Source organism: Thiothrix sp., assembly GCF_028714775.1.
Lineage (GTDB): Bacteria > Pseudomonadota > Gammaproteobacteria > Thiotrichales > Thiotrichaceae > Thiothrix.
In genome coordinates this window covers 21,520-41,792 of record NZ_JAQTLS010000020.1, presented here as the reverse complement: position 1 = coordinate 41,792, position 20,273 = coordinate 21,520, and the positions used below count along the sequence as shown (strand labels likewise).

At 52.8% G+C, this 20,273-nt stretch carries 20 protein-coding genes; 10 read left to right on the top strand and 10 right to left on the bottom strand.

What is annotated here, in order from left to right:
- Positions 1-68 precede the first annotated feature (68 nt).
- Together PHE17_RS16595 and PHE17_RS16590 are read left to right on the top strand one after the other, a co-directional pair.
- Complete coding sequence (locus PHE17_RS16595; RefSeq protein ID WP_301017021.1) at positions 69-1,211, top strand: glycosyltransferase family 4 protein; 1,143 nt, start codon at positions 69-71, stop codon at positions 1,209-1,211.
- On the top strand, positions 1,204-2,280 hold the full coding sequence (locus tag PHE17_RS16590; RefSeq protein WP_301017020.1) for a glycosyltransferase family 9 protein: 1,077 nt from the start codon (positions 1,204-1,206) through the stop codon (positions 2,278-2,280). Before PHE17_RS16595 ends, PHE17_RS16590 begins: the two co-directional genes overlap by 8 nt.
- Here the strand turns inward: PHE17_RS16590 and PHE17_RS16585 are convergent.
- Genes PHE17_RS16585 through hldE form a run of 3 tightly spaced genes read right to left on the bottom strand, consistent with a single transcriptional unit; the run spans position 2,198 to position 5,618 of the window.
- Complete coding sequence (locus tag PHE17_RS16585) at positions 2,198-3,028, bottom strand: aldo/keto reductase (RefSeq protein WP_301017019.1); 831 nt, start codon at positions 3,026-3,028, stop codon at positions 2,198-2,200. The two genes, PHE17_RS16590 and PHE17_RS16585, sit on opposite strands and share 83 nt — an antisense overlap.
- Entirely contained in the window at positions 3,013-4,185 is a 1,173-nt protein-coding gene (locus PHE17_RS16580) for an FAD-dependent oxidoreductase (RefSeq protein WP_301017018.1), read from the bottom strand. The genes PHE17_RS16585 and PHE17_RS16580 overlap by 16 nt, the downstream gene beginning before the upstream one ends.
- Positions 4,179-5,618 (bottom strand): bifunctional D-glycero-beta-D-manno-heptose-7-phosphate kinase/D-glycero-beta-D-manno-heptose 1-phosphate adenylyltransferase HldE, encoded by a 1,440-nt coding sequence (gene hldE / locus PHE17_RS16575; protein WP_301017017.1) that lies wholly within the window; start codon positions 5,616-5,618, stop codon positions 4,179-4,181. The genes PHE17_RS16580 and hldE overlap by 7 nt, the downstream gene beginning before the upstream one ends.
- Before the next feature lie 66 nt (positions 5,619-5,684).
- On the opposite strand from hldE, the gene lpxL reads away from it, so the two are divergent.
- From lpxL to PHE17_RS16550, 5 genes are all read left to right on the top strand, one after another.
- Positions 5,685-6,638, top strand: coding sequence for an LpxL/LpxP family Kdo(2)-lipid IV(A) lauroyl/palmitoleoyl acyltransferase (lpxL, locus tag PHE17_RS16570; protein WP_301017016.1), 954 nt, complete (start codon positions 5,685-5,687; stop codon positions 6,636-6,638).
- 22 nt (positions 6,639-6,660) lie between these two features.
- On the top strand, positions 6,661-7,149 hold the full coding sequence (locus PHE17_RS16565) for a peptidylprolyl isomerase (RefSeq protein ID WP_301017015.1): 489 nt from the start codon (positions 6,661-6,663) through the stop codon (positions 7,147-7,149).
- A gap of 58 nt (positions 7,150-7,207) precedes the next feature.
- On the top strand, positions 7,208-7,702 hold the full coding sequence (gene tpx / locus PHE17_RS16560) for a thiol peroxidase (RefSeq protein ID WP_301017014.1): 495 nt from the start codon (positions 7,208-7,210) through the stop codon (positions 7,700-7,702).
- A gap of 148 nt (positions 7,703-7,850) precedes the next feature.
- On the top strand, positions 7,851-8,417 hold the full coding sequence (locus PHE17_RS16555) for a hypothetical protein (RefSeq protein WP_301017013.1): 567 nt from the start codon (positions 7,851-7,853) through the stop codon (positions 8,415-8,417).
- A 90-nt stretch (positions 8,418-8,507) separates the two neighbouring features.
- The gene (locus PHE17_RS16550; RefSeq protein ID WP_301017012.1) at positions 8,508-8,912 is read left to right on the top strand and encodes an SCP2 sterol-binding domain-containing protein; all 405 of its coding nucleotides are present in this window, start codon (positions 8,508-8,510) and stop codon (positions 8,910-8,912) included.
- A 15-nt stretch (positions 8,913-8,927) separates the two neighbouring features.
- Here PHE17_RS16550 and PHE17_RS16545 read toward each other — a convergent pair whose 3' ends face one another.
- Complete coding sequence (locus PHE17_RS16545; protein ID WP_301017011.1) at positions 8,928-9,371, bottom strand: hypothetical protein; 444 nt, start codon at positions 9,369-9,371, stop codon at positions 8,928-8,930.
- Positions 9,372-9,679: 308 nt separating this feature from the next.
- On the opposite strand from PHE17_RS16545, the gene PHE17_RS16540 reads away from it, so the two are divergent.
- Positions 9,680-10,873 carry an ammonium transporter gene (locus PHE17_RS16540; protein ID WP_301017010.1) on the top strand — a complete coding sequence of 398 codons (1,194 nt, stop codon included), beginning with the start codon at positions 9,680-9,682 and terminating at the stop codon, positions 10,871-10,873.
- A 67-nt stretch (positions 10,874-10,940) separates the two neighbouring features.
- Positions 10,941-11,339, top strand: coding sequence for a PGPGW domain-containing protein (locus tag PHE17_RS16535; RefSeq protein ID WP_301017009.1), 399 nt, complete (start codon positions 10,941-10,943; stop codon positions 11,337-11,339).
- Here PHE17_RS16535 and PHE17_RS16530 read toward each other — a convergent pair.
- The 5 genes from PHE17_RS16530 to PHE17_RS16510 all read right to left on the bottom strand — a co-directional run bounded on the left by PHE17_RS16530 (position 11,336) and on the right by PHE17_RS16510 (position 17,576).
- Positions 11,336-15,190 carry a DUF3683 domain-containing protein gene (locus tag PHE17_RS16530; RefSeq protein ID WP_301017008.1) on the bottom strand — a complete coding sequence of 1,285 codons (3,855 nt, stop codon included), beginning with the start codon at positions 15,188-15,190 and terminating at the stop codon, positions 11,336-11,338. The genes PHE17_RS16535 and PHE17_RS16530 overlap by 4 nt on opposite strands.
- A gap of 85 nt (positions 15,191-15,275) precedes the next feature.
- A complete protein-coding gene (locus PHE17_RS16525; protein WP_301017007.1) occupies positions 15,276-15,770 on the bottom strand; it encodes a hypothetical protein in 495 nt (164 codons plus the stop codon).
- The gene (locus PHE17_RS16520) at positions 15,770-16,198 is read right to left on the bottom strand and encodes a type II toxin-antitoxin system VapC family toxin (RefSeq protein WP_301017006.1); all 429 of its coding nucleotides are present in this window, start codon (positions 16,196-16,198) and stop codon (positions 15,770-15,772) included. The genes PHE17_RS16525 and PHE17_RS16520 overlap by 1 nt, the downstream gene beginning before the upstream one ends.
- The gene (locus tag PHE17_RS16515; RefSeq protein ID WP_301017005.1) at positions 16,195-16,416 is read right to left on the bottom strand and encodes a hypothetical protein; all 222 of its coding nucleotides are present in this window, start codon (positions 16,414-16,416) and stop codon (positions 16,195-16,197) included. Before PHE17_RS16515 ends, PHE17_RS16520 begins: the two co-directional genes overlap by 4 nt.
- Before the next feature lie 122 nt (positions 16,417-16,538).
- On the bottom strand, positions 16,539-17,576 hold the full coding sequence (locus PHE17_RS16510; RefSeq protein ID WP_301017004.1) for a porin: 1,038 nt from the start codon (positions 17,574-17,576) through the stop codon (positions 16,539-16,541).
- Between the two features lie 421 nt (positions 17,577-17,997).
- Here PHE17_RS16510 and PHE17_RS16505 point away from each other — a divergent pair, with 421 nt between their 5' ends.
- Positions 17,998-18,570, top strand: a complete 573-nt coding sequence (locus PHE17_RS16505) for a hypothetical protein (protein ID WP_301017003.1) — start codon at positions 17,998-18,000, stop codon at positions 18,568-18,570.
- Here PHE17_RS16505 and PHE17_RS16500 read toward each other — a convergent pair.
- The gene (locus PHE17_RS16500; protein WP_301017002.1) at positions 18,567-20,195 is read right to left on the bottom strand and encodes a 5'-nucleotidase C-terminal domain-containing protein; all 1,629 of its coding nucleotides are present in this window, start codon (positions 20,193-20,195) and stop codon (positions 18,567-18,569) included. The genes PHE17_RS16505 and PHE17_RS16500 overlap by 4 nt on opposite strands.
- Positions 20,196-20,273: the final 78 nt, after the last annotated feature.

The window sequence follows — 20,273 nt, the reverse complement described above, 5'->3', positions numbered from 1 at the left end:
CAAGCCTTGGTGGAAACGGTTAAAAACGGTAGAATAGCCCGCCATCACTGACCAGCGACACAATAACCATGCGGCCACTGTACCAGCTCAATCTGCAACAGCAATTCGGCGGAGGAGAAGTATATACTGATTTCCTTTGCCAAGCATTAGGGCGGCTTGGTGTCCCCCATACCCTGCTGGTTCACCCGGATGCCCCGTTCTGGCAGCAATTCAATTTACCACAGACCACGCTGCAAGCTATCCAACCAGATTTGCCCTCGCTACTGCAAGCACTCGCTTCACCGTCACTATTGCTGACCCACGGCTCAACGCCCCCTACATGGCGGCGGGCATTGAAAGCGGCAGGACATCGATTGGTAGGCATTGCGCACATGCCGCTGTACGGACGTGATCCCAAGGCTTTTGAAAACTACGATGGTGTCATCGGGGTATCCCAATACGTGATCAACAGCCTGCATGATGCGGGGGTGAAACAGGCGTACCCTGAACCTTGGTATGGCGTGGCGGCACTGGCGCGGATGCAGCGCACAGAAATGAACATTACCCAGCATTCCTACTACGACTGGGACAAGCGCAAAGGGCGCGACCGCTTGCTGTCATGGTTAGAACCACTGGTTAAACCCTTTCGCAGCCGCCCGGTTTTCCGCAAAAAACCGGGACTAACGGTAGGCATTGTTTCAAGGCTTACTCCGATCAAGCAATTTCCACTGCTATTTGAACACCTTGCGCCCGCTTTGGCGGATATTCCCGACCTTAATATCGAAATTTTTGGCAGTGGCGGTTACGCTTCGGTACGCGATTTGAAACAGGCATTGCGCCCGCTTGCCGAACGGGTGCGTTTCTGGGGGCATCAGCACCATGTCGCTGACGTTTATGCGCAACTGGATTTTTTGCTCACGGGATTACCAGAAAAAGAAGCCTTGGGGTTAAACGTGATCGAAGCCCAATATTGCAACCTGCCCGTGTTAGCGGTGGATGCACTGCCATTCCGCGAAACGGTACTGGATGGCAAAACAGGCTACCTGTTCACTGATCCGCGCCAAGATGGCGGCAAACACCTCAAGACCTTGTTACTAGCTATTCAAAACGGCACAAAACCGCACCCGCAGCCCGCACAGGAACAAACCCACCTGCAACGTTTCTCACTAGATACTTTCACCGAGCGGGTCAAAAACACCCTGCCGTGGATGGAAAACTCAGCAAATGATTAACGACATGAAGCGCATCCTCATCATCCGCCGCGACAACATCGGCGACCTGATCTGCACTACCCCGCTGATCCACGCCCTCCGCACCCACTACCCAATGGCAGAACTGGATGTGTTGGTCAACAGCTACAATTTCCAAGCTATTGAACACAACCCCGACATCAATCATGTTTACGCCTACACCAAAGGCAAACACCGCGAACCGGGGCAAAGCCTGCTGGGGGTTTACTGGCAACGCCTCAAACTCACCTTCACGCTACGACGCAAACACTATGATTTAGCGATACTGGCGAGCGGCGTATTTTCCAAACAGGCGCTGAAGCTGGCAAGCAGCGTTAATCCTAAGCAAATATTGAGCCTGATGCCTGATGATGGGCAGAACATCCCAGAAATTACCTTAGGCGTTCCCACACCCACGGCTACCGATCTGCATGAAGTGCAACGAACCTTGCTACTGCTACAACCGCTGAGCATTTCCCCGGCAGATTCCTCCCTCGTGTTACGCCCCGACCCGCAATGTCTGCAACAACAGCGGGTAAACCTGCAAGCACAAGCGTGGTACCAGCCGCGCTTGACCATCGGCATCCACATCAGTTCACGCAAGCCCAGCCAACGTTGGCCTGAAGAAAATTTCACGTCACTGATCAAACGGTTGCATGAAGAATACCAAGCGCAATTCCTGCTGTTTTGGGCACCGGGGAATGAAAACAACCCGCGTCATCCGGGGGATGACCAAAAAGCACAGCGGATTGTTGCGCAATTGGCAGGTATTCCCGTATTACCGCTAGCCACCAGCGAGCTGCGGGAACTGATTGCTGGCATTGACCTGTGTGACCATTTTATTTGCAGCGATGGTGGCGCGATGCATATTGCGGCTGGATTAGGCAAACCGATGGTGTGTTTTTTTGGCGAATCAAGCACCACGCAATGGCGACCGTGGGGTGTTCCCCATGCCTTATTACAAGCACCCAGCAAGCATGTTGCCGATATTAGCGTTGACGAGGCGTTGGCAGCATATCAGCGAAAATGTCATGCGCCACCGCCACATTCTCCCGCAAATGCTTCGGGTTAACTGTCCCCAGCACCACACTTGTTGCCCCAGCTTGGGCAAAAATAAACGCCAGCGCATGTTCCACCGGGTTTGCGCTGCCCAGCTTATCCAAATGCCCGCTGGCAAACGCTTTCTTCACCAGCACCGCCCGCTGCTGCGCAACGGCTGCTTCCAGCACAGGTAATTCCTCAATGTAAACCGGATTGTACGCCGCCATCACCACATCGCAATCCAACTTATACGCCAGCAACGCGCCTTCCACCGTTTTTGAGGAAATGCCCACCGCCCGCACCCAACCAGCGCGTTTCATTTCCAGCAACGTATCCAGCACGGCTTCATCGCGAAAAATGCGTTCATCATCGCCATCAGAATGGATCAACACCATATCGAGGTAATCCGTCTTCAGTAAACGTAGGCTGTTTTCCACGCTCTTGCGCGTACCTGCTGCGCTGAAATCGAAGCTGGATTCGCCGTCGATGAAACTTTCCCCCACTTTGGTTTCGATCACCCAATCGTGGCGGGAATTGGGCAGCAATTTTCCGATCCGTTCTTCGCTCAAGCCGTAAGCAGGTGCAGTATCCAGCAAGTTGATACCAAAATCAAAGGCCAGCGCCAGCAGATCACGCACTTCTTTGTCGGAAGGTAACTCAAAGCCTTGTGGGTATTTTACTCCTTGGTTGCGCCCAAACTTGACCGTGCCGAGACCCAATGGGCTGATTTCGATGCCTGTTTTGGCAACTGGGCGGCGCTGGCTTAATACGTGTTCCATGCAACTTGATTCCAGATAGCAGTGGCGATGGGGGGTAGCTGCAAACGGTTAGGCAATGCCGTTTCACCACGGGTTAGTGGTAACGTTTCCAGCAAGCGGGTTGCTAACATGGGGGCGAAAGCGAGCTTGGTTGGCCATGCGACAGTGACGTTGGCAGTACGGGCAAACATCGGTTGGTCGGGGCGGCTACCGTCGGGTTGGCAACCTTCGGCACGGTCAACGTTCCATGTTGCCCATTCGGCATGGCTGAAATCAACCCACGGTAGCAATTCGGCAAGTTCGTGGCGGGTAGCGGCAATCACATCCGCAGGTGGCTTGCCCACGCCTTGCTCTGCGGGTTGTCCACCGATGTACCAGATGGTTTTTCCCTGCGAATCTTTGTGCGAGGTAATGGTGGCGCGGGGCTTGTCGCTCATGCCGAGGGCATGGGCGTAAACCATCGGCATATCACCGCGCATCATCACCATTTGCAAAGGGCGGCGCTGCATTTGAGGGCGGCTATGCAATGGCGCAAGTAGTGCATCATTACCTGCGCCTGCGGTGAGAATAATCTGTCCGGCTTCAATCAGGAGCGTTCCACCATCCGGCAATACTGCCCGGTAAGCAAACGTTTCGCCCACTGGCTGCAAGCCCGACTGCGCCACATCGACTTGCACCAAGGCTTCCGCCAGTTGTTCCCGCAAGGTTGTCAGCAGTGACAGCACATCCAACACAGGCTCATCCAAGCGGTAAAGCCCACCGTGAAACTCCGCGTGTTGGAACAGTTCGGGATAATCTTGGTGCGGCACGGCTTCCATGCGACTTTTCATCGCTTTGCTGGCAAAAAAGCCGGTCAGGCGCGAACCTATGCCGCTGGAAGTCCACAGCAGTTGCGATTCTGCCAAAATATTTACACGACTTAAGTCCACTGCACCTTCGCCATTGAGTGCTGTACGCCACAGACGTGGCATATCACCAATTGCCAGCGTTGCGCCCGTGAGCTTGCCAGTCAGCGCGTATTTTGTGCCGCCGTGGATGATGCCTTGGGAAGCAATGGTTTGCCCCTTGCCGAGTTCATCTGTTGCCAGCAGTGCATTTACACCTTTTGCCCGTAATTCCGCCAACAGCCACAGGCCAGCGATGCCACCACCAACAATCAAGACATCAACGTTCAGCATGACTCTTTTTCCATATTCTGGATTTTGGCAATCGTACTGGTGGTGGAAACCCCATCCACGAAGCTCACCACCACCACATCACCTCCGTTATCCCACACGCAGTGATTGCCGGGGATTTTTTGCGGGTCATTGTCGCCGCCTTTCACCAGCAAATCCGGCTTGACCGCGCAAATCAGACGTTCCGGGGTATCTTCGCTGAAATCCACCACCCAATCGACGCACGACAATGCCGCCAACATTTTCATGCGGTTTGCCATCGCATTGACCGGACGGGTCGGGCCTTTGAGCTTGCGCACGGATTCATCGGTATTCACTGCCACAATCAGCCGATCACCCAACTTGCGGGCTTCTTGCAAATACGTCACATGTCCGACGTGCAAAATATCGAAACAGCCATTGGTCATAACAATGCGTTCGCCGTGGATGCGGGCATCCGTTACTGCCAGCAACAACTGTTCTTCCGTGACCACGCCTTTCACTTGCGCGTGGTGGGCTTTCAGGGCTTTGTGTAATTCGGGAACACTGACGGTTGCCGTACCCACTTTCCCCACCACAATGCCAGCAGCAAGGTTCGCCAATGCCATCGCCTGTTCCACGGGCAAACCCGCCGCCATGCTTGCCGCCAATACCGCAACGACCGTATCGCCTGCACCCGTCACATCGTAGACTTCCTGCGCACGGGTCGGCAGGTTGAATGGTTCTGCATCAGCCCGCAACAAAGTCATGCCCTGTTCACTGCGGGTAATCAGCAAATTACCCAGTTCGCAGCATTCCAACAAACCCATACCGCGCCGCACCAAATCTGCCTCATCCTGCCATTCCCCCACTGCATCGCGGAATTCCGCCAGATTGGGGGTAATCACGGTCGCGCCTTGGTAATCGCTAAAATCTTTGGCCTTGGGGTCAACCACCACTGGCTTGCCCGCCGCCCGTGCCAATGCAATCAGCTCCTGCGCCCGTTCCAACGTACCTTTGCGGTAATCGGACAGCACCACCACATCCACGCTGTCTAGCAACGCACGAAAACCTTCCAGCAAACCCACATGATCTTGCCCGGCAAAACCTTGCTCAAAATCCAGCCGAATTAACTGCTGATGACGGCTCAGTACGCGCAGCTTGGTAATGGTTGGGGCATGATCCAACGCGATGAAACGGGTGCTTACCCCGCGCTGCTGCAAAACCTTTTCCAGCGATTTACCCGCTTCATCGTTACCCACATAGCCCAATAAGCTGACCTTGCCGCCTAGGCTGGCAATATTCAATGCCACGTTTGCCGCACCACCGGGGCGTTCCTCATTCTGGCTAACATGCACCACCGGAACAGGTGCTTCCGGGGAAATGCGGGAAGTCGCCCCCGACCAATAACGGTCAAGCATGACATCGCCCAATACCAATACGTGCGCCTGTTCAAAGGCGGGAATTTGTAAACTCATGGTTATTTTTACACAAAAACAGGAAAAAACAGGCTGGAGAGTTTACCATAAGGCGCTTGTTTAGGTATGAAGCTGCACGTGGAAAAAATCACTGAAAACCAATTTCTGCATCCCCGCTACTGGCCAACGTGGTTAGGGCTGGCTGTCCTATGGCTCATTGCCAAGCTGCCGTGGCGCATCCAAATGGGCTTGGGCAAAGCCTTGGGAGTATTGATGTTCCACGCCATGCGCAAACGCCGCTTCATCAGTTGCGTCAATCTGGAACTGGCATTTCCGGAACTTCCTGTAGAACAGCGCCGCCAACTGAACCGTGAACACTTTATTTCACTGGGAAAAGGCTTTGTGGAAGCCGCTATTAGTTGGTGGGGCGATGAAAAACGACTGGTTGCAATTACCCGTACTGAAGGCATCGAACATTTACATGGCGCTTTGCAACAAAGCGGTGTCATCCTCCTCACTGCACATTTTACCAGCACAGAGCTGGCGGGAAGGTTGCTGGCGACACAACATCCTGATCCCCATGCCGTCTATCGCCCCCACCAAAATCCCGTCATTGAACAACAAATAACCAAGTTGCGCCTAAAATACTGCAACAAAACCATTCCCCGTGACCACATTCGCGAAATGGTTCGCAGCTTGCAACAAGGGCATGTCGTATGGTATGCACAAGATCAGCACTTTCACCACAAAGGTAGCCTATTCATCCCGTTTTTTGGCGTGGAAACCCCCACCAATACCGCCACCAGCCGCTTAGTCAAACTGGGTGGGGCGCAAGTCATCCCATTCTTTACCGTGCGTACCGATACTGGCTATCTGCTACAGTTTTTGCCGAAGCTGGAGCATTTCCCCAGTGAATCGGTAGTCGAGGACACCTTGCGCATCAACGCGATCATTGAGCAACAGATACGCGAATTTCCGGCGCAATACCTCTGGACACACCGTCGCTTTAAAGACCTACCAAGCGGCGGCGACCGCTACCAACATTACCGCGACAATCCACCGATCAATGGATGTCTTTGACCCTCAACTTAAAGGAACTTTCATGCAAATCGCAGCAAACTCCGTCGTCACCATGACCTACACCTTGACCAATGGGCAAGGCGACATTCTGGATCAGGCCGACGCTTCCCATCCCTTCGTGTACCTGCATGGCGCGAGCAATATTATCCCCGGCTTGGAAAATGCACTGACTGGCAAACAAGCCAGCGACAGCATGGTAGTCAATATTGCCCCCACAGATGCTTACGGCGAACGTGACGAACGCTTGACCCAACAAATCCCGCGTGAAATGTTTGGCGATGTCCCCACCGAACAACTCGTGCCGGGCGCACAGTTCCAAGCACAGACCAATGGCGGCATTGAAGTCATTACCATCACGGCGGTAGATAGCGATAGCATTACCATTGATGCCAACCACCCACTGGCAGGCGTGGCACTGACCTTTGACCTAAGCATTCTGGAAGTACGTGCCGCAACTGCTGAAGAAATCGCCCACGGACACGTCCACGCGCATGGCGGTTGTGGACATTGACGCGCCGCACAAAATTAGCTATAAGACAAAATTTACTCTTTGAGGAGATCACGAACAAATGGCAACGATTACATTACAAGGCAACGCGATTGAAACCATCGGCACACTGCCAGCCGTCGGCACTGATGCACCTACTTTCACACTGGTCAAAACTGACCTGTCTGAAGCTGGCTTAGGCGATTTCGCAGGTAAAACAGTTATCCTGAACATCTTCCCTAGCATCGACACCGGCATCTGCGCGGCATCTACCCGCCGTTTCAACGAAACTGCCAGCGCTAACCCAAATGTAGCGGTACTGTGCATTTCTGCTGACCTGCCATTCGCCCTTGGGCGTTTCTGCGGCGCGGAAGGGCTGGAAAATGTCGTTTCCATGTCCACTTTCCGTAATGCAGATTTCGGTAAAGCTTACGGCGTCACCATCACCACTAGCCCACTGGCTGGCCTGATGTCACGCGCGGTCGTCGTGATCAAGGACGGCAAAGTTGCTTACACTGAACAAGTGCCAGAAATTGTTCAAGAGCCTGACTACGATGCAGCACTCGCTGCCATCTAAAGCCGCTACCGGCTAAGATAAAGCCCGCCACCGTGCGGGCTTTATTGTTTTTGCTTACAAATCAAACATCTGAAGCCAATAGCCTCTGCTACACTCCCCTAATCCACATGATGCCAATAACGGCATGTGTCTTTAGGAAGTACGCCTTATGCAGACAAGACACCTCCCCCTTGCAGCCATCGCTTTGGTGATAAGCCTGTTCCCAGTCACTTTTGCGCTGGCGGATGATTGCACCACATCCTTTTACTGCTACGGTGGCTCAGCAGCCTCGACCACCAATACCTCAACCCGACCACCACCACTGCCGCCACCGGGGCGGAATTACCTGCGACAACGCAATCAAGCACAACTTGCTGCAAGGACAGTGCCACCCACGCCCCCCCAATATAGCCCGATCCTGCCACGGTTGCGCCTACCGATTGCCCAACCCGTCTTCCATAGCCAGTCAGTAAACCGCATGGCGCAACCCGCACCGCCTAATGCCAGCCCCGTATTCCGCAGCAACAGGCCGCCTTTTCCACCTGCGGCCAATCCGCCGATCAGCAATGGCGGCGTAACATGCCAAGCAGCCCACCAAAACTTACTCGACCGCGCAGCAGCACTGGAAAGCAGGGCAATTAATGCATCAAAAACCGGGCAGCGGCAGCAAGCCAGCGATATGTTCCGGGATGTAGGCAAGATACGGGCAGACGCACAGCGGATGCCATGCAGATAAAGGTGCGTTATTACTTTGTGGAGCTTGCGAAATACGCTAAAATCCCCATCAAATAACAGTTATTTCGCAACACGCATAAGGAGAGAACTCATGCCACAACTTTTTTCTGCTGATTGGATGAACGAATTGAAAGACCTGTGGAATGCAGAGCCTGACATTAAGGACAAACTGGCAGCCATCGGTTTCAATTCCGTGATTACCTGCGGCCTCAAGGGTGAAGCCAAACCACTGGGTGTTTTCGTGGTTATTAACGGCGAATGCGTCCGCGCAGGCGACTATGACGGTGAAACCCCAGACTGGGACATGCGTGCCGACCGCAAGGATTGGATGAAGTGGACGAAAGACCCATTAGGCATGGTTGGTTTAGGCACTGCCTACACTTTCGGTAAGCTGAAATTCCAGACGGGCGATTACGGTGCAATGATCAAGAACCCTGCAATGGCAGGTCCGTTCATTAAATCTTTCGGTCTGATGGCGAAGATTGATACCCAATAACCCGTTTTGCGGGTATCAGGCCGAGGGGGGACGCGCTTCCCCTTCGCCTGAGCCAAACACCACACCCAACGTTATCAGCACCATACTGCCGTACCACAGCCAGAAGCCTGCCCCTAACTGCACCACATGCATATTATCCCGCTGCCCCGGAATGTCTTCAAACCAGAAGGATTGCCCCGCCAATAACACCGCCACCACCACCAGCAACATTGCCCAATTAGGACGGCGGTACATCAGCAATACCCCCAGCAATTGCAACAAGTTGGCGTACCACGCAAATTGGAACAGCGCGAACCCCATCCACCCCGTTACCAGCACCCAATAGCCCATGACTGAGCCGTGCGTGGTGTAGAAGACGACTTGGGTCAACGACATCACCCACAGTAAACCACCCAAGAACAGGCAAACATCTGGCATTGATAAATAGTTAGGCTTAATTGCCCGCAATACAGCATCCATACTCATCCTTCCCATGACTATCGCGTTGCACGTTTAATGATACATCCCACTAATGAGTATAGATGCAAGCCATGCAAGCTGCATGACGAAGCGCAACTCCGGTAACGCCCCACTTATAGTGCACAAAACGCACTATAAAAGTGCAATAGTGCTTATTTGCACAACTATTGTGATTTTTTCTTGGTGATAGCCCGTAATTTTTTAAAAAGTCCTTAGTAATCACTCATTTTGTGCGCCATCCCCTAGCCTTCAACTTATAGGTGTTTATGATGGTGCATCTTTTGCTTTAGTGTTTGGAGGATGCCCGTATGGAGCAAATCGTACCCGCTTTAGACACCCTGTTTGTGTTGATGGGGGCAGTCATGGTGTTGGCAATGCACGCAGGCTTCGCGTTTCTGGAAGTCGGCACGGTGCGCCACAAAAATCAGGTCAATGCGCTAGTCAAGATCATTGTGGACTTTGCTGTTTCCACCATTGCCTATTTCTTCATCGGCTACATGGTTGCCTACCACACTAACTTCTTCGGCGATGCCAAAACACTGGCGCTGAATAATGGTTACGATCTGGTTAAGTTCTTCTTCCTGCTGACCTTTGCGGCGGCAATCCCTGCGATCATTTCCGGTGGGATTGCGGAACGGGCGAAATTCTACCCGCAACTCTTTGCCACCTTCATTATCGTAGCGCTGGTTTACCCTTTCTACGAAGGCATGATCTGGAACAACCTGTACGGCGTACAAGATTGGCTCAAAGGCATGTTTGGCTTTGCGTTCCATGACTTTGCTGGTTCCGTAGTGGTACACGCAATGGGCGGCTGGATCGCGCTGGGCGCAGTCATCCTATTGGGGCATCGGCAAGGGCGTTACAACAAACAAGGGCATCCAATGATGGCCCACCCACCTTCCAACATCCCTTTCTTGGCGCTGGGTTCGTGGGTACTGGCGGTTGGCTGGTTCGGCTTTAACGTCATGTCTGCACAGAAAATCGGCGGCATCAGCGGACTGGTAGCGATTAACTCGCTGATGGCAATGGTTGGCGGCATTCTGGCGGCACTGTTTGCAGGCAAAAATGACCCCGGCTTCGTACACAATGGCCCGCTGGCTGGCTTAGTGGCAGTGTGTGCCGGTTCTGACCTGATGCATCCATTGGGTGCGCTGTTTGTCGGCGGCGTGGCAGGTGTGTTGTTCGTGTGGGCTTTCACACTGGCACAAAATAAGCTGAAAGTGGACGACGTATTGGGTGTATGGCCTTTGCACGGTTTGTGCGGCGCATGGGGCGGTATTGCAGCAGGCATTTTCGGGCTGGAAACCTTCGGCGGTATCGGTGGTGTCAGTTTCGGCGCACAACTGACCGGCACACTAATCGGCATCAGCATTGCCACCGCTGGCGGTTTTGTGATCTACGGCATCCTCAAAGCCACACTGGGGCTGCGCTTGACACAGGAAGAAGAATACAATGGGGCGGATTTAAGCATCCATAAAATCAAGGCCAACCCGGATACTTGATGGAAATTCCCCTTAAATCGGTGGGTTTCGTTCCTTAACCTACCCTGTCCCTGTTAGGATTAGCCCCATGATTCATGCATGGGGTTTTTCTTTGAACGATATTTTGGTTTGGCTTGGCATTTTTTCCGCCGTCACTTTCGTTTTATCGCTGCTATTGCTACCGTGGTTCTTAGGCAAAATTCCGGTTAACTACTTCACTCTCCCGCGCGATCACCATGCGTGGCACGTACTGCTGCACCCCCGCAGCATCGTCCGCAACCTACTGGGCTTGCCCGTCTTGCTCGCCGGAATCGCCATGCTGGTATTGCCGGGGCAAGGCATCATTACCATCCTGATCGGGCTGGGAATCATGAATTTTCCGGGGAAATTTGCTGTGGAGAAATGGATGGTGACACGTCCCGGCGTCCTAAAAGTCATCAACTGGATACGCCAGAAAGAAAATCATCCACCCATTTCTGAACCTTAAAGCAGCACCTTCTCAATCCCGCCGTGCGTGGCAGTCTCGATGAAAGTTTTCTGCCAATCCTTACCCAGCAAGTAATTCGCCATTTCCACCACGATGTAATCGGTTTCCATGCCGGTATCATCGGCGTAGCGCGACAAACCTTGCTGGCAGGCCGGGCAGGAAGTCAGGATTTTCACCTTAGCGTCCTTCACCATCTCAGTTCCGGTCAGTTCATTGATACCTGCCTTGAGGCTTTCGGCCTTGCGGAAACGTAACTGGCTGGCGATGTCGGGGCGGCTCACGGCAAACGTACCCGCTTCCCCGCAGCAACGTTCGCTCAGCACCACGTTAGAACCTGTCAGCTCCTGCGTCACTTTCAGCGGGTTAACCTGCTTCATCGGTGAATGGCAAGGGTCGTGGTAAACGTATTGCATCCCACTCACACCTTCCATTTTCAGCCCCTTTTCCAGCAAGTACTCATGGATGTCGAGCAAACGGCAACCGGGGAAAATCTTGCCGAACTCGTATTTCAGCAACTGATCCATACACGTGCCGCACGACACGATCACGGTCTTGATGTCGAGGTAACTCAACGCATTCGCCACGCGGTGGAACAGCACGCGGTTTTCGGTAGAAATCTGCGTAGCCTTCTTCAAATCTCCCCCCGCATTTTGCGGATAGCCGCAGCACAAATAGCCCGGCGGCAACACCGTGGTTGTACCCGTTTTATGCAGCATCGCCAGCGTCGCCAAACCTACCTGACTGAACAGGCGTTCCGAACCACAGCCGGGGAAATAGAACACCGCTTCCCCACGCTGCCCATTCTGCAAAGCCGGATCGCGGATAATCGGGATCACATTGCCCTCTTCCACTCCCAACATCGCACGGGTGGTTTTCGCCGGAATCCCCGCAGGCAATGGCTTGCGTATAAACTGGATAATCTGCTCTTTAATCGGCGGCTTGCCCAGCGTGGCAGCAGGCGGCTTGCCCGTACCGATCAGCCCGGCATTTTTCGCCAGCTTATGCGCCCAACGTTGCGCGGCAAAACCAAACTGGATCATCCCCATACGCATCAGCTTGATGGTATCCGGGTCTTTCATATTGAGGAATTGCATGGAAGCCCACGTCACCAGACTGGTCTTTTTCTTACCGCGTTCCAGCAAAATGCTGCGCATCCGCACACTGACATTGCCGAAGTCGATATTCACCGGGCACGGGGTAACGCATTTGTGGCACACCGTGCAGTGATCCGCCACGTCATTCATTTCGTCGAAATGGCGCAAGGAAATGCCACGCCGCGTCTGTTCCTCATACAGAAACGCTTCAATCATCAGCCCAGTCGCCAAAATCTTATTACGCGGCGAATACAGCAAATTAGCACGCGGGATGTGCGTATTGCACACCGGCTTGCACTTGCCACAACGCAAACAGTCTTTGATGTCGTTGTTCAACGCGCCCAGTTCATTGTGTTCCAACAGCAAAGCTTCACGCTCGACCAACCGCAACGATGGCGTATATGCATTCTGCAAACCGGAACCCGGCAGCAACTTGCCCTTGTTGAAATGCCCATGCGGGTCAATCTGCTGTTTATAACCCGCAAACTCATTGATTTCACGCGCATCCAAATACTGGAACTTGGTCAAACCGATGCCGTGTTCGCCGGAAATGACCCCATCCAAACGCCGTGCCAGCGCCATGATTTCATCCACCATGTGCTCGGCTTCGTGCAACATGGCGTAATCGTTGGAGTTGACCGGAATATTGGTGTGCACATTGCCATCGCCCGCGTGCATGTGCAGCGCGATAAACAAGCGCCCGGAACGGATTTTGCCGTGGATTTTTTCCAGCGCCTGCAACAGCGGCTCCAGTTCGCGCCCGGCAAAAATATCGTGCAAAGGACGCACCACTTCCGCACGGTAGGAAATGCGCAAATCCCGCCGCAACAGCAAATCAATTACCCGGTCTTGCGGACGCTGCGCCGCTTTCGCCGTGGCATCCAGCAAATCCTGATGGTCAGCCGCTGACGCATTGAACGCGGCTAAAATCTGCTCCCAACGCGCCTTGCGTTGCTGGAGGTAATCCACCGCATGGGCAAGCTTGTTCGCCCAAATCGACGTGCGTTCCGCGCTGGCTTCATAATCCGCCACTGCGCGTAATTCCGGCAACTCACCTGCCAGATATTCCAGCAAGCCGTCAATCATGCGCACTTTGTTCAACATCGACTGGCGGATGTTGATGGTTTCGATGCCCTCGGTATACGCTGCCAAATTGCGCAGCGGAATTACCACGTCTTCGTTCACCTTGAAGGCGTTGGTGTGCGCCGCAATCGCAGCCGTGCGCGAACGGTCAGCCCAGAACTGCCGCCGTGCTTGCGGGCTGATCGCGGTGAAGCCTTCCGCATTACGCGCATTCGCCAAGCGCACCACTTCTGCCGCCGCTTCCGCCACCGCTTTTTCGTCGTCACTCACGATGTCAGCCAGCAACACCATTTTCGGCAACATCCCGCGAGCGCCTTTCGGGGTGTATTTCACGGCCTTGACGTAACGCTCGTCCAAATGCTCAAGCCCGGACAGCAACACATCGCTACGCCCGTCGAGGTAATCCTTGATTTCCACAATCGCCGGAACCGCTTCGTGCAAATCTGTGCCATAAAATTCCAAACACACGGTACGGATTTGGTCGGGCATCCGGTGCAAAATGAATTCGCCGGAGGTGATCAGCCCATCGCAACCTTCCTTCTGGATACCCGGCAAGCCCCCCAGAAACTTATTGGTAACGTCTTTGCCCAAGCCTTCTTTGCGGAAATAACGCCCCTCAAAGCTGAGGATTTGCGCTTCGCCTTTAAGTGTTTTGCCATCCGCGTGGAAACGTTGCACAGAAAATTGCACATTTTCTTGGTCGTGGATTTTACCGAGGTTGTGGTTCAGGCGCGTGACTTCCAACCAATCCGCATCCGGCGTGACCATGCGCCATGACAGCAGGTTGTCGAGGCTCGTACCCCACAGTACTGCCTTTTTTCCGCCTGCATTCATGGCGATATTGCCGCCAATGGTGGAAGCATCCTGCGAAGTTGGGTCAACCGCAAACACTAACCCGTGCTTGCCTGCAAGGTCGGACACACGGCGGGTAATCACCCCCGCGCCAGTACGCACCACTGCCACCGTTTTATCCACACCCGGCAAATCATTGCGGTGTTGGACGGCACTGATGAACTCAAGCTTTTCGGTATTGATCACCGCACTCAAGGCGTCTAAGGGCACTGCCCCGCCGGTATAACCCGTACCACCCCCGCGCGGGATCACGGTCAGCCCCAACTCAATGCACGCCCCAACCAGTGCCGCCATTTCTTCTTCAGTATCCGGCGTCAGCACCACGAAGGGCAATTCCACCCGCCAGTCGGTTGCATCCGTGACGTGGGCAACTCGGGCAAGGCCGTCGAACTGGATATTGTCTTTCGCGGTAACTTTTTGCAGGCGCTTACGCACCTTATCGCGCAATTCCGCTTGTTCGTGGAACGTCGTGGAAAAACCATCCACGGCTTGCCGCGCAATCTGCACCAATTCCAACGTCAGCAGATTACCTCTGGAACGTTCCTCAATCTTCCCGACCCGCTCGCACAAGGTATCGACGAGCGATTTCTGGCGGTCACGGTTTTCCAACAAATCGTCTTGGATGTAGGGATTGCGCAGCACCACCCACATATCTCCCAACACTTCCAGCAACATTCGGGACGAAATGCCGGTTTCACGCTTTTCCCGCAAGCCTTGTATAATCTCCCACGCACGCACGCCCAATAGACGCAACACGATTTCCTTGTCGGAGAATGAAGTGTAGTTGTAAGGGATTTCCCGGATCGGGTGACTGGCTGTCATAGTATTTCTGAACGCCCTAGTGCAAAGATGCGTAGTGTAACGCGGCGCAGCATTGAAAAAAACCGTAGGCTACAAAAGGAATTGGCTAATGCCACAAGCGCTGGCCTTGGGCAATTTTCGCAGCTATCTCCTGCTGGAAATCTGCCGGGCCGTAGGCGATGGTCTGTTGGTCTTTCTGGAACTTGCCATTCTCGATAGTTTGCTCGGTGTAAACCAACGGACGCCCCCGTTGTTCCGCAAACTGTTTAAGCCAATTCAAAGCACGCGGCGGAATACGCTTACCCACCGGAACCGCCAAATCTACCGGCAAGCCACGCCACTGGAGCTTATTGAACAGCACCATGACTTTGGCTTCGTTGGGTTTCATCCATACGGGTAGCGGGCTATTGGGGATTACCCAACCGCAGTTGAAATTGTCGCAGGGGTCAATAGGGCGGTTAGCGTAGTCGTTGCAACCTTTGCCAGTACTGTGCGGGCAAGCACAACCGGGGTAGACATCCGCACCCTTGATGTTCATTTGTACCCAACCGTCGCAGCAAGCTGTGCAGGGTTGGCATTGGCGAGAAAGTACTTGAGCCACTAAATTACCCACTCCTGCAAATGGATAACACTGCCTTCCTGCGACACTTTATCGGCATAACGCTTGTCTGCCGTTACTAATGTGCCACCTAACATTTTTGAGACGGCATGGTAACTCGCATCATAAAACGTCACAGGATAGGTTGTTGCCAACCTGACAGCTTCGCACATCCATTGATCATTTTTTACATCCTTCACACCCAAATCAACACACAAACTTAGTAATTCTTGTGCATATTGTGGCATCAACCGACACAATGTGTTCCCCACCTCAAAACGCCATAATTCTGGTACAACGACCTCAATATGCCCATCACACAAGGCATCACGAATAGCATCCGCTTGCAGCACATAATCTTCCTGCTCAGCAGGCAACAACCATTTCAGCAACACACTGGCATCAACAACCCAGATAGGCAGGCTGCTCAATGTGCGTCCCTCAACTCACGCACGACTTCCGTCAGGTTCACTTTCACAGGCATCATGCCACTGCGCAAATGCGCCAAACGGAGCGCCGCTTGCTGACGACGACGTAAATTGAACGACAATATCAATGCCTCATTAACGAACTGGCTACGCTCGCCTTTGGGCAAAGACTGCAACGCAGACCACGTTTCATCTTTCAACATCACATTAACACGGTGCATAGGCTAACCTCTCTCTTCACTTACTCACACCATTTTTACACACCCAACACACACACTACAACTTCAAACGAAAAAAGCGCCCGAAGGCGCTTTTCTCTCAACTGTAAACCAAACCGTTAGGCTTAGAATTCAGTAACCAAACCAATTGCAGTTGCTTTGGTATCAGTTTTCAATGCTGCACCACTGACTGCGCCAGTGTTTTTGTTGCTGCTACTCAGCAAGTAAACAGAAGTTTTCTTGCCCAAGCTGTAATCAACACCCACAGATGTCAATTTTTCTGTACCATTAGCATCTGCATTAGCTGCACCAGAACCTTTACGTGAACCAACTTGCGCTTTCAGACCAACGTTACCCATTTTGTAAACGCCATTCAACAAGGTGGTTTTTTCTTTAGTGCTAGTGTTCGCAGTGCCATTTGTATTCTTGTCATTTTCCATGATCAAGTTGACTGCGTGGCCTGCTTCAGACTTCCAACCCAAACCCAAGTTGGTTTGCTTAACAGACTGAACCGCAGCAGCCGTCTCAACGTTGGTCTTAACAGCAGTATAACCCAAGGCAGCAGACCAAGGACCATTGCCATAAGCCAACATTGTGCTATGTGCATTGCCCGCAGTATCAGCCGCACCAATACCACTAGTTGTGTAAGCAGTTGCGAAGGTAACAGGGCCAAACTTATTGATGTATGCAACAGCATTGTTTACACGATTTTGATCCGCATTAACGATGTTAGACATATCAGCATAAGTATCAGCAAAAACATCTTGACCAGCAGTTGCCAATTTAGCAGGAGTATCATGCTTACCAACGCGAACTTCGCCGAATTTGCCTTTCAAGCCAACGAAAGTGTTACGAGACGTTAAAGTATCAGCGGCAGCCGTACCAGTAGCTGCACTAGTAGTACCACCACCGTTGTCACCATCAAGGTTAAGACCGTATTCCAAGCCGTAGGTTGCTTCCATGCCGTTATCCAGCGCGGTAGAACCTTTTACACCCAAACGTGAAGAGTGGCTTTCTACTGCTTTTGAAGTAGTAGATACTGTACCAGTAGTTGTTTTAACAGAACCTACGGAAGCGTGCAGTTTGCCGTACAGGGTGGTATCAGCCATTGCAGCAGGAGCAGCCAGTGCTGCGGCAACTGCGATTACGAGTAATTTTTTCATGAGTCGACTCCTATTAAGGTTTGTCCTGAGGATTTAAGTTGTTTCAATCCGAGATTTTTGTTCAATCTGACGGGTGTATTTATACATCCCTCGTCAGCGTCTTGCAACAGCTTTTTTGCAATTACGCTACAAAGTTTAGCCCAGATGTTGCAAAAATGCCACATCATCTACCGATTACAAGCATGAAAAATAGACAAACGGTAGATTGCTTTTTATTTCAACAGGCTAAGCGCTAAGTCTAGCGGCAGGCCAGACTGAAGTCCGGCAAGGATTTCAGGTTCAACCCACCACCCTGACGTGCAAGCGCGGCAATGATAGCTGATAAGGGGAAGAAAGCTCAATCATGTGGCTGTATTCGCATTCCCGCAGGCACTGCCACTATAATGCCCTCCAGTTTATGTTTTGAGAGAGGAAACCCCAAGTGCGCATACGCCTGAACACCAAATGGAGCAAGCAGGAACGTGAAGTTTCGCTGGAAGATACCGTCAGCGTGCTGGCCTTCAATGCGTGGAAGATCGGCATGAAGGCATTGCTGGAAATCGAAAACGAGAATTTCCAGACCGATACCCAGATGCAGCGAGTGATGGTAATGGAAGAAATCATGGCGTTCATGATCCACATCCTCGACCGCATCGCCTATGACGTGCTGAACGATGAAGACCGCAGCACGCTAGTCAGCAGCTTTGCCGTCAAAATTGCCGACCACGTACAAGATAATGCCCGCGACTTCGGTGGCCCCGGCGATTACCGCAACCCGTTCATCAATAAGCTTAATCAGCGCATGGCGGATTATGCCGAAACCACATGGGGAAAAGTCGGGCAAGAACCGGGGTTTTCCATGAGCCTTGCGTTCGCCAACTTCATCGCCGAAAGCCTAGGGCCACGTGACCGCAAGTGGGCACTGGACTACATCCAGCGCGTATTGATGCCGGAAACCCTCAGCACCTATAAGAAGGTGCTGGTGCGGTTGGGGCTATTGGAAGGCAAAAGTTAGTCCAGCAAACAGGGGGAACCTTTCACGGCAGTATTGCATATCCGCCCTTCGACCTTAGGTGCAATGCCTGTGCTGCCTGCTTGTTGCAAGGCTTTTACCACTTGATCCTTGAGTTCGATGCGCGGTTGAGCAGGATCGACAATCAGTTTGTCGCTGAGCATGGTGTAACCGTCTTGGTCGCCGCTGCTGTCGATTAGGTAATCGCCCGTTACCGCATAGATGGTTTCATCCGGCTTGACCGGGCGCAGACCTTGCGGGGTGATGAGGCTGAGGTCTTCTGCCGTGCCTTTATCGGGGTTGTGGCGGAAGGCGAAACCGCTGATTTGCAGCCAATGCCCGTTACCTGTCCACGCTTGGATGGAACGGTCAACCACGGCTTGCAGTTGCTTGCCTGTCAATTTGAGCATCACCAAGCGTGCTGGGTAGCCGAATAGGGTATCAATGTGTTTGCGGGTAATGTCACCTGCGGGGATATTTTGGTTTAAGCGCATCCCGCCGGAATTGAGGAACGCCACTTGTGCGCCCTGTGCAGCAAATTGTTCACGGGCAATATCCACCAGCCAGTCGCCGATATTGGTTTCAAAGCGACGGATAGTCAGTTCTTCGGCCTTCAATTCCACTTGTGTCTTGCCCAACACGCTAGCCAAGCAATCTGCCGGGGCATTCTTTTCCGCGCAGTATTCCTGCCCAAAGCGGTTCTCCCAATGGGTAACTTGCTGCTGCACGGTGCTGTCGGCAGCGTACTTGCCGGGTAAATCAACAAATTCCAGCGATGCTTGTGGCAGTTTGCTGCCCGTCACACTCAAACGCACAATGGTAGCACTGACGGCATCCGCATCGGCTTTGACAATGCGCCGCCCGTTAACCTGTAAACTTTGGCGTTCATGTTCGTGCCCGCCTGCAATCAGGTCAGGGGCATCGTCACCCAAGGCCGTGAGCAAATCTTTATCTTCCTGCACGGTTTGGTGAGTCACAGCAATCACAACTTCCGCCCCCTGTTTGCGCAATTCACGGGTAACATTGCGCACAGCTTCTTGTGGCGGAATGAAACGCTGGATGTAATCTGCCCCTTTTACATCCGTCGTTGCACTCACTATGCCAACTTTCATGCCATTCACCGTCAGGATTTTGCTCGGCAGCAAGTTATCGGCCTGCACCATGCGCCGCCCCGGTGAAATTTCGCGGAACTCCACATTCGTCCCCAACCACGCGAACTGCGATTCGGTGATACGCTTTTGCAGCATCTCGGCGTGTTTCAACTTACCCTTCTCGAACTCGTGGTTGCCGAAGGTAATGAACATGCGTTCGTCAAAGGCTTTGCCATCGCCATCCAGATAGCTCAGCACATTGACCATCTGCTCGCCATCGTAGCGCTGGCTCAAGAGCGAAGGGAACAGAAAGTCGCCTGCATGTAACAGCAGGACATCACCCTCCTTTTCTTCCAGCGCAGCCCTCAGACTGCGCACGTAGGGCAAGTTATCAAGTCGGTAAATATCATTGATGACAAGGATGCTAGCCCGTTTGGTGATAGGGTTTGGCGCTGGCGTTTCTTGCGCCTGCCCCGGCAACCAAGCACAAGCAGTAATACAAGAAGTAATCAGAAGTAAAGCGAGTAAACGTTTCATCGGCAAGCCTCTTTGTTAAAGTCATTATTCTTAAATTGTAGGCCACATCAACGTAGCTTGTACGCGCCACAGAGAACT

Coding starts and splice junctions, on each gene's coding strand:
- PHE17_RS16540 (WP_301017010.1), top strand. CDS start 9,680: ATGGAGCAAATCGTACCCGCTTTAGACACCCTGTTTGTGTTGATGGGG.
- PHE17_RS16550 (WP_301017012.1), top strand. CDS start 8,508: ATGCCACAACTTTTTTCTGCTGATTGGATGAACGAATTGAAAGACCTG.
- lpxL (WP_301017016.1), top strand. CDS start 5,685: ATGAAGCTGCACGTGGAAAAAATCACTGAAAACCAATTTCTGCATCCC.
- PHE17_RS16565 (WP_301017015.1), top strand. CDS start 6,661: ATGCAAATCGCAGCAAACTCCGTCGTCACCATGACCTACACCTTGACC.
- PHE17_RS16590 (WP_301017020.1), top strand. CDS start 1,204: ATGATTAACGACATGAAGCGCATCCTCATCATCCGCCGCGACAACATC.
- PHE17_RS16510 (WP_301017004.1), bottom strand. CDS start 17,576: ATGAAAAAATTACTCGTAATCGCAGTTGCCGCAGCACTGGCTGCTCCT.
- PHE17_RS16535 (WP_301017009.1), top strand. CDS start 10,941: ATGATTCATGCATGGGGTTTTTCTTTGAACGATATTTTGGTTTGGCTT.
- tpx (WP_301017014.1), top strand. CDS start 7,208: ATGGCAACGATTACATTACAAGGCAACGCGATTGAAACCATCGGCACA.
- PHE17_RS16580 (WP_301017018.1), bottom strand. CDS start 4,185: ATGCTGAACGTTGATGTCTTGATTGTTGGTGGTGGCATCGCTGGCCTG.
- PHE17_RS16545 (WP_301017011.1), bottom strand. CDS start 9,371: ATGGATGCTGTATTGCGGGCAATTAAGCCTAACTATTTATCAATGCCA.
- PHE17_RS16530 (WP_301017008.1), bottom strand. CDS start 15,190: ATGACAGCCAGTCACCCGATCCGGGAAATCCCTTACAACTACACTTCA.
- hldE (WP_301017017.1), bottom strand. CDS start 5,618: ATGAGTTTACAAATTCCCGCCTTTGAACAGGCGCACGTATTGGTATTG.
- PHE17_RS16585 (WP_301017019.1), bottom strand. CDS start 3,028: ATGGAACACGTATTAAGCCAGCGCCGCCCAGTTGCCAAAACAGGCATC.
- PHE17_RS16515 (WP_301017005.1), bottom strand. CDS start 16,416: ATGCACCGTGTTAATGTGATGTTGAAAGATGAAACGTGGTCTGCGTTG.
- PHE17_RS16595 (WP_301017021.1), top strand. CDS start 69: ATGCGGCCACTGTACCAGCTCAATCTGCAACAGCAATTCGGCGGAGGA.
- PHE17_RS16500 (WP_301017002.1), bottom strand. CDS start 20,195: ATGAAACGTTTACTCGCTTTACTTCTGATTACTTCTTGTATTACTGCT.
- PHE17_RS16555 (WP_301017013.1), top strand. CDS start 7,851: ATGCAGACAAGACACCTCCCCCTTGCAGCCATCGCTTTGGTGATAAGC.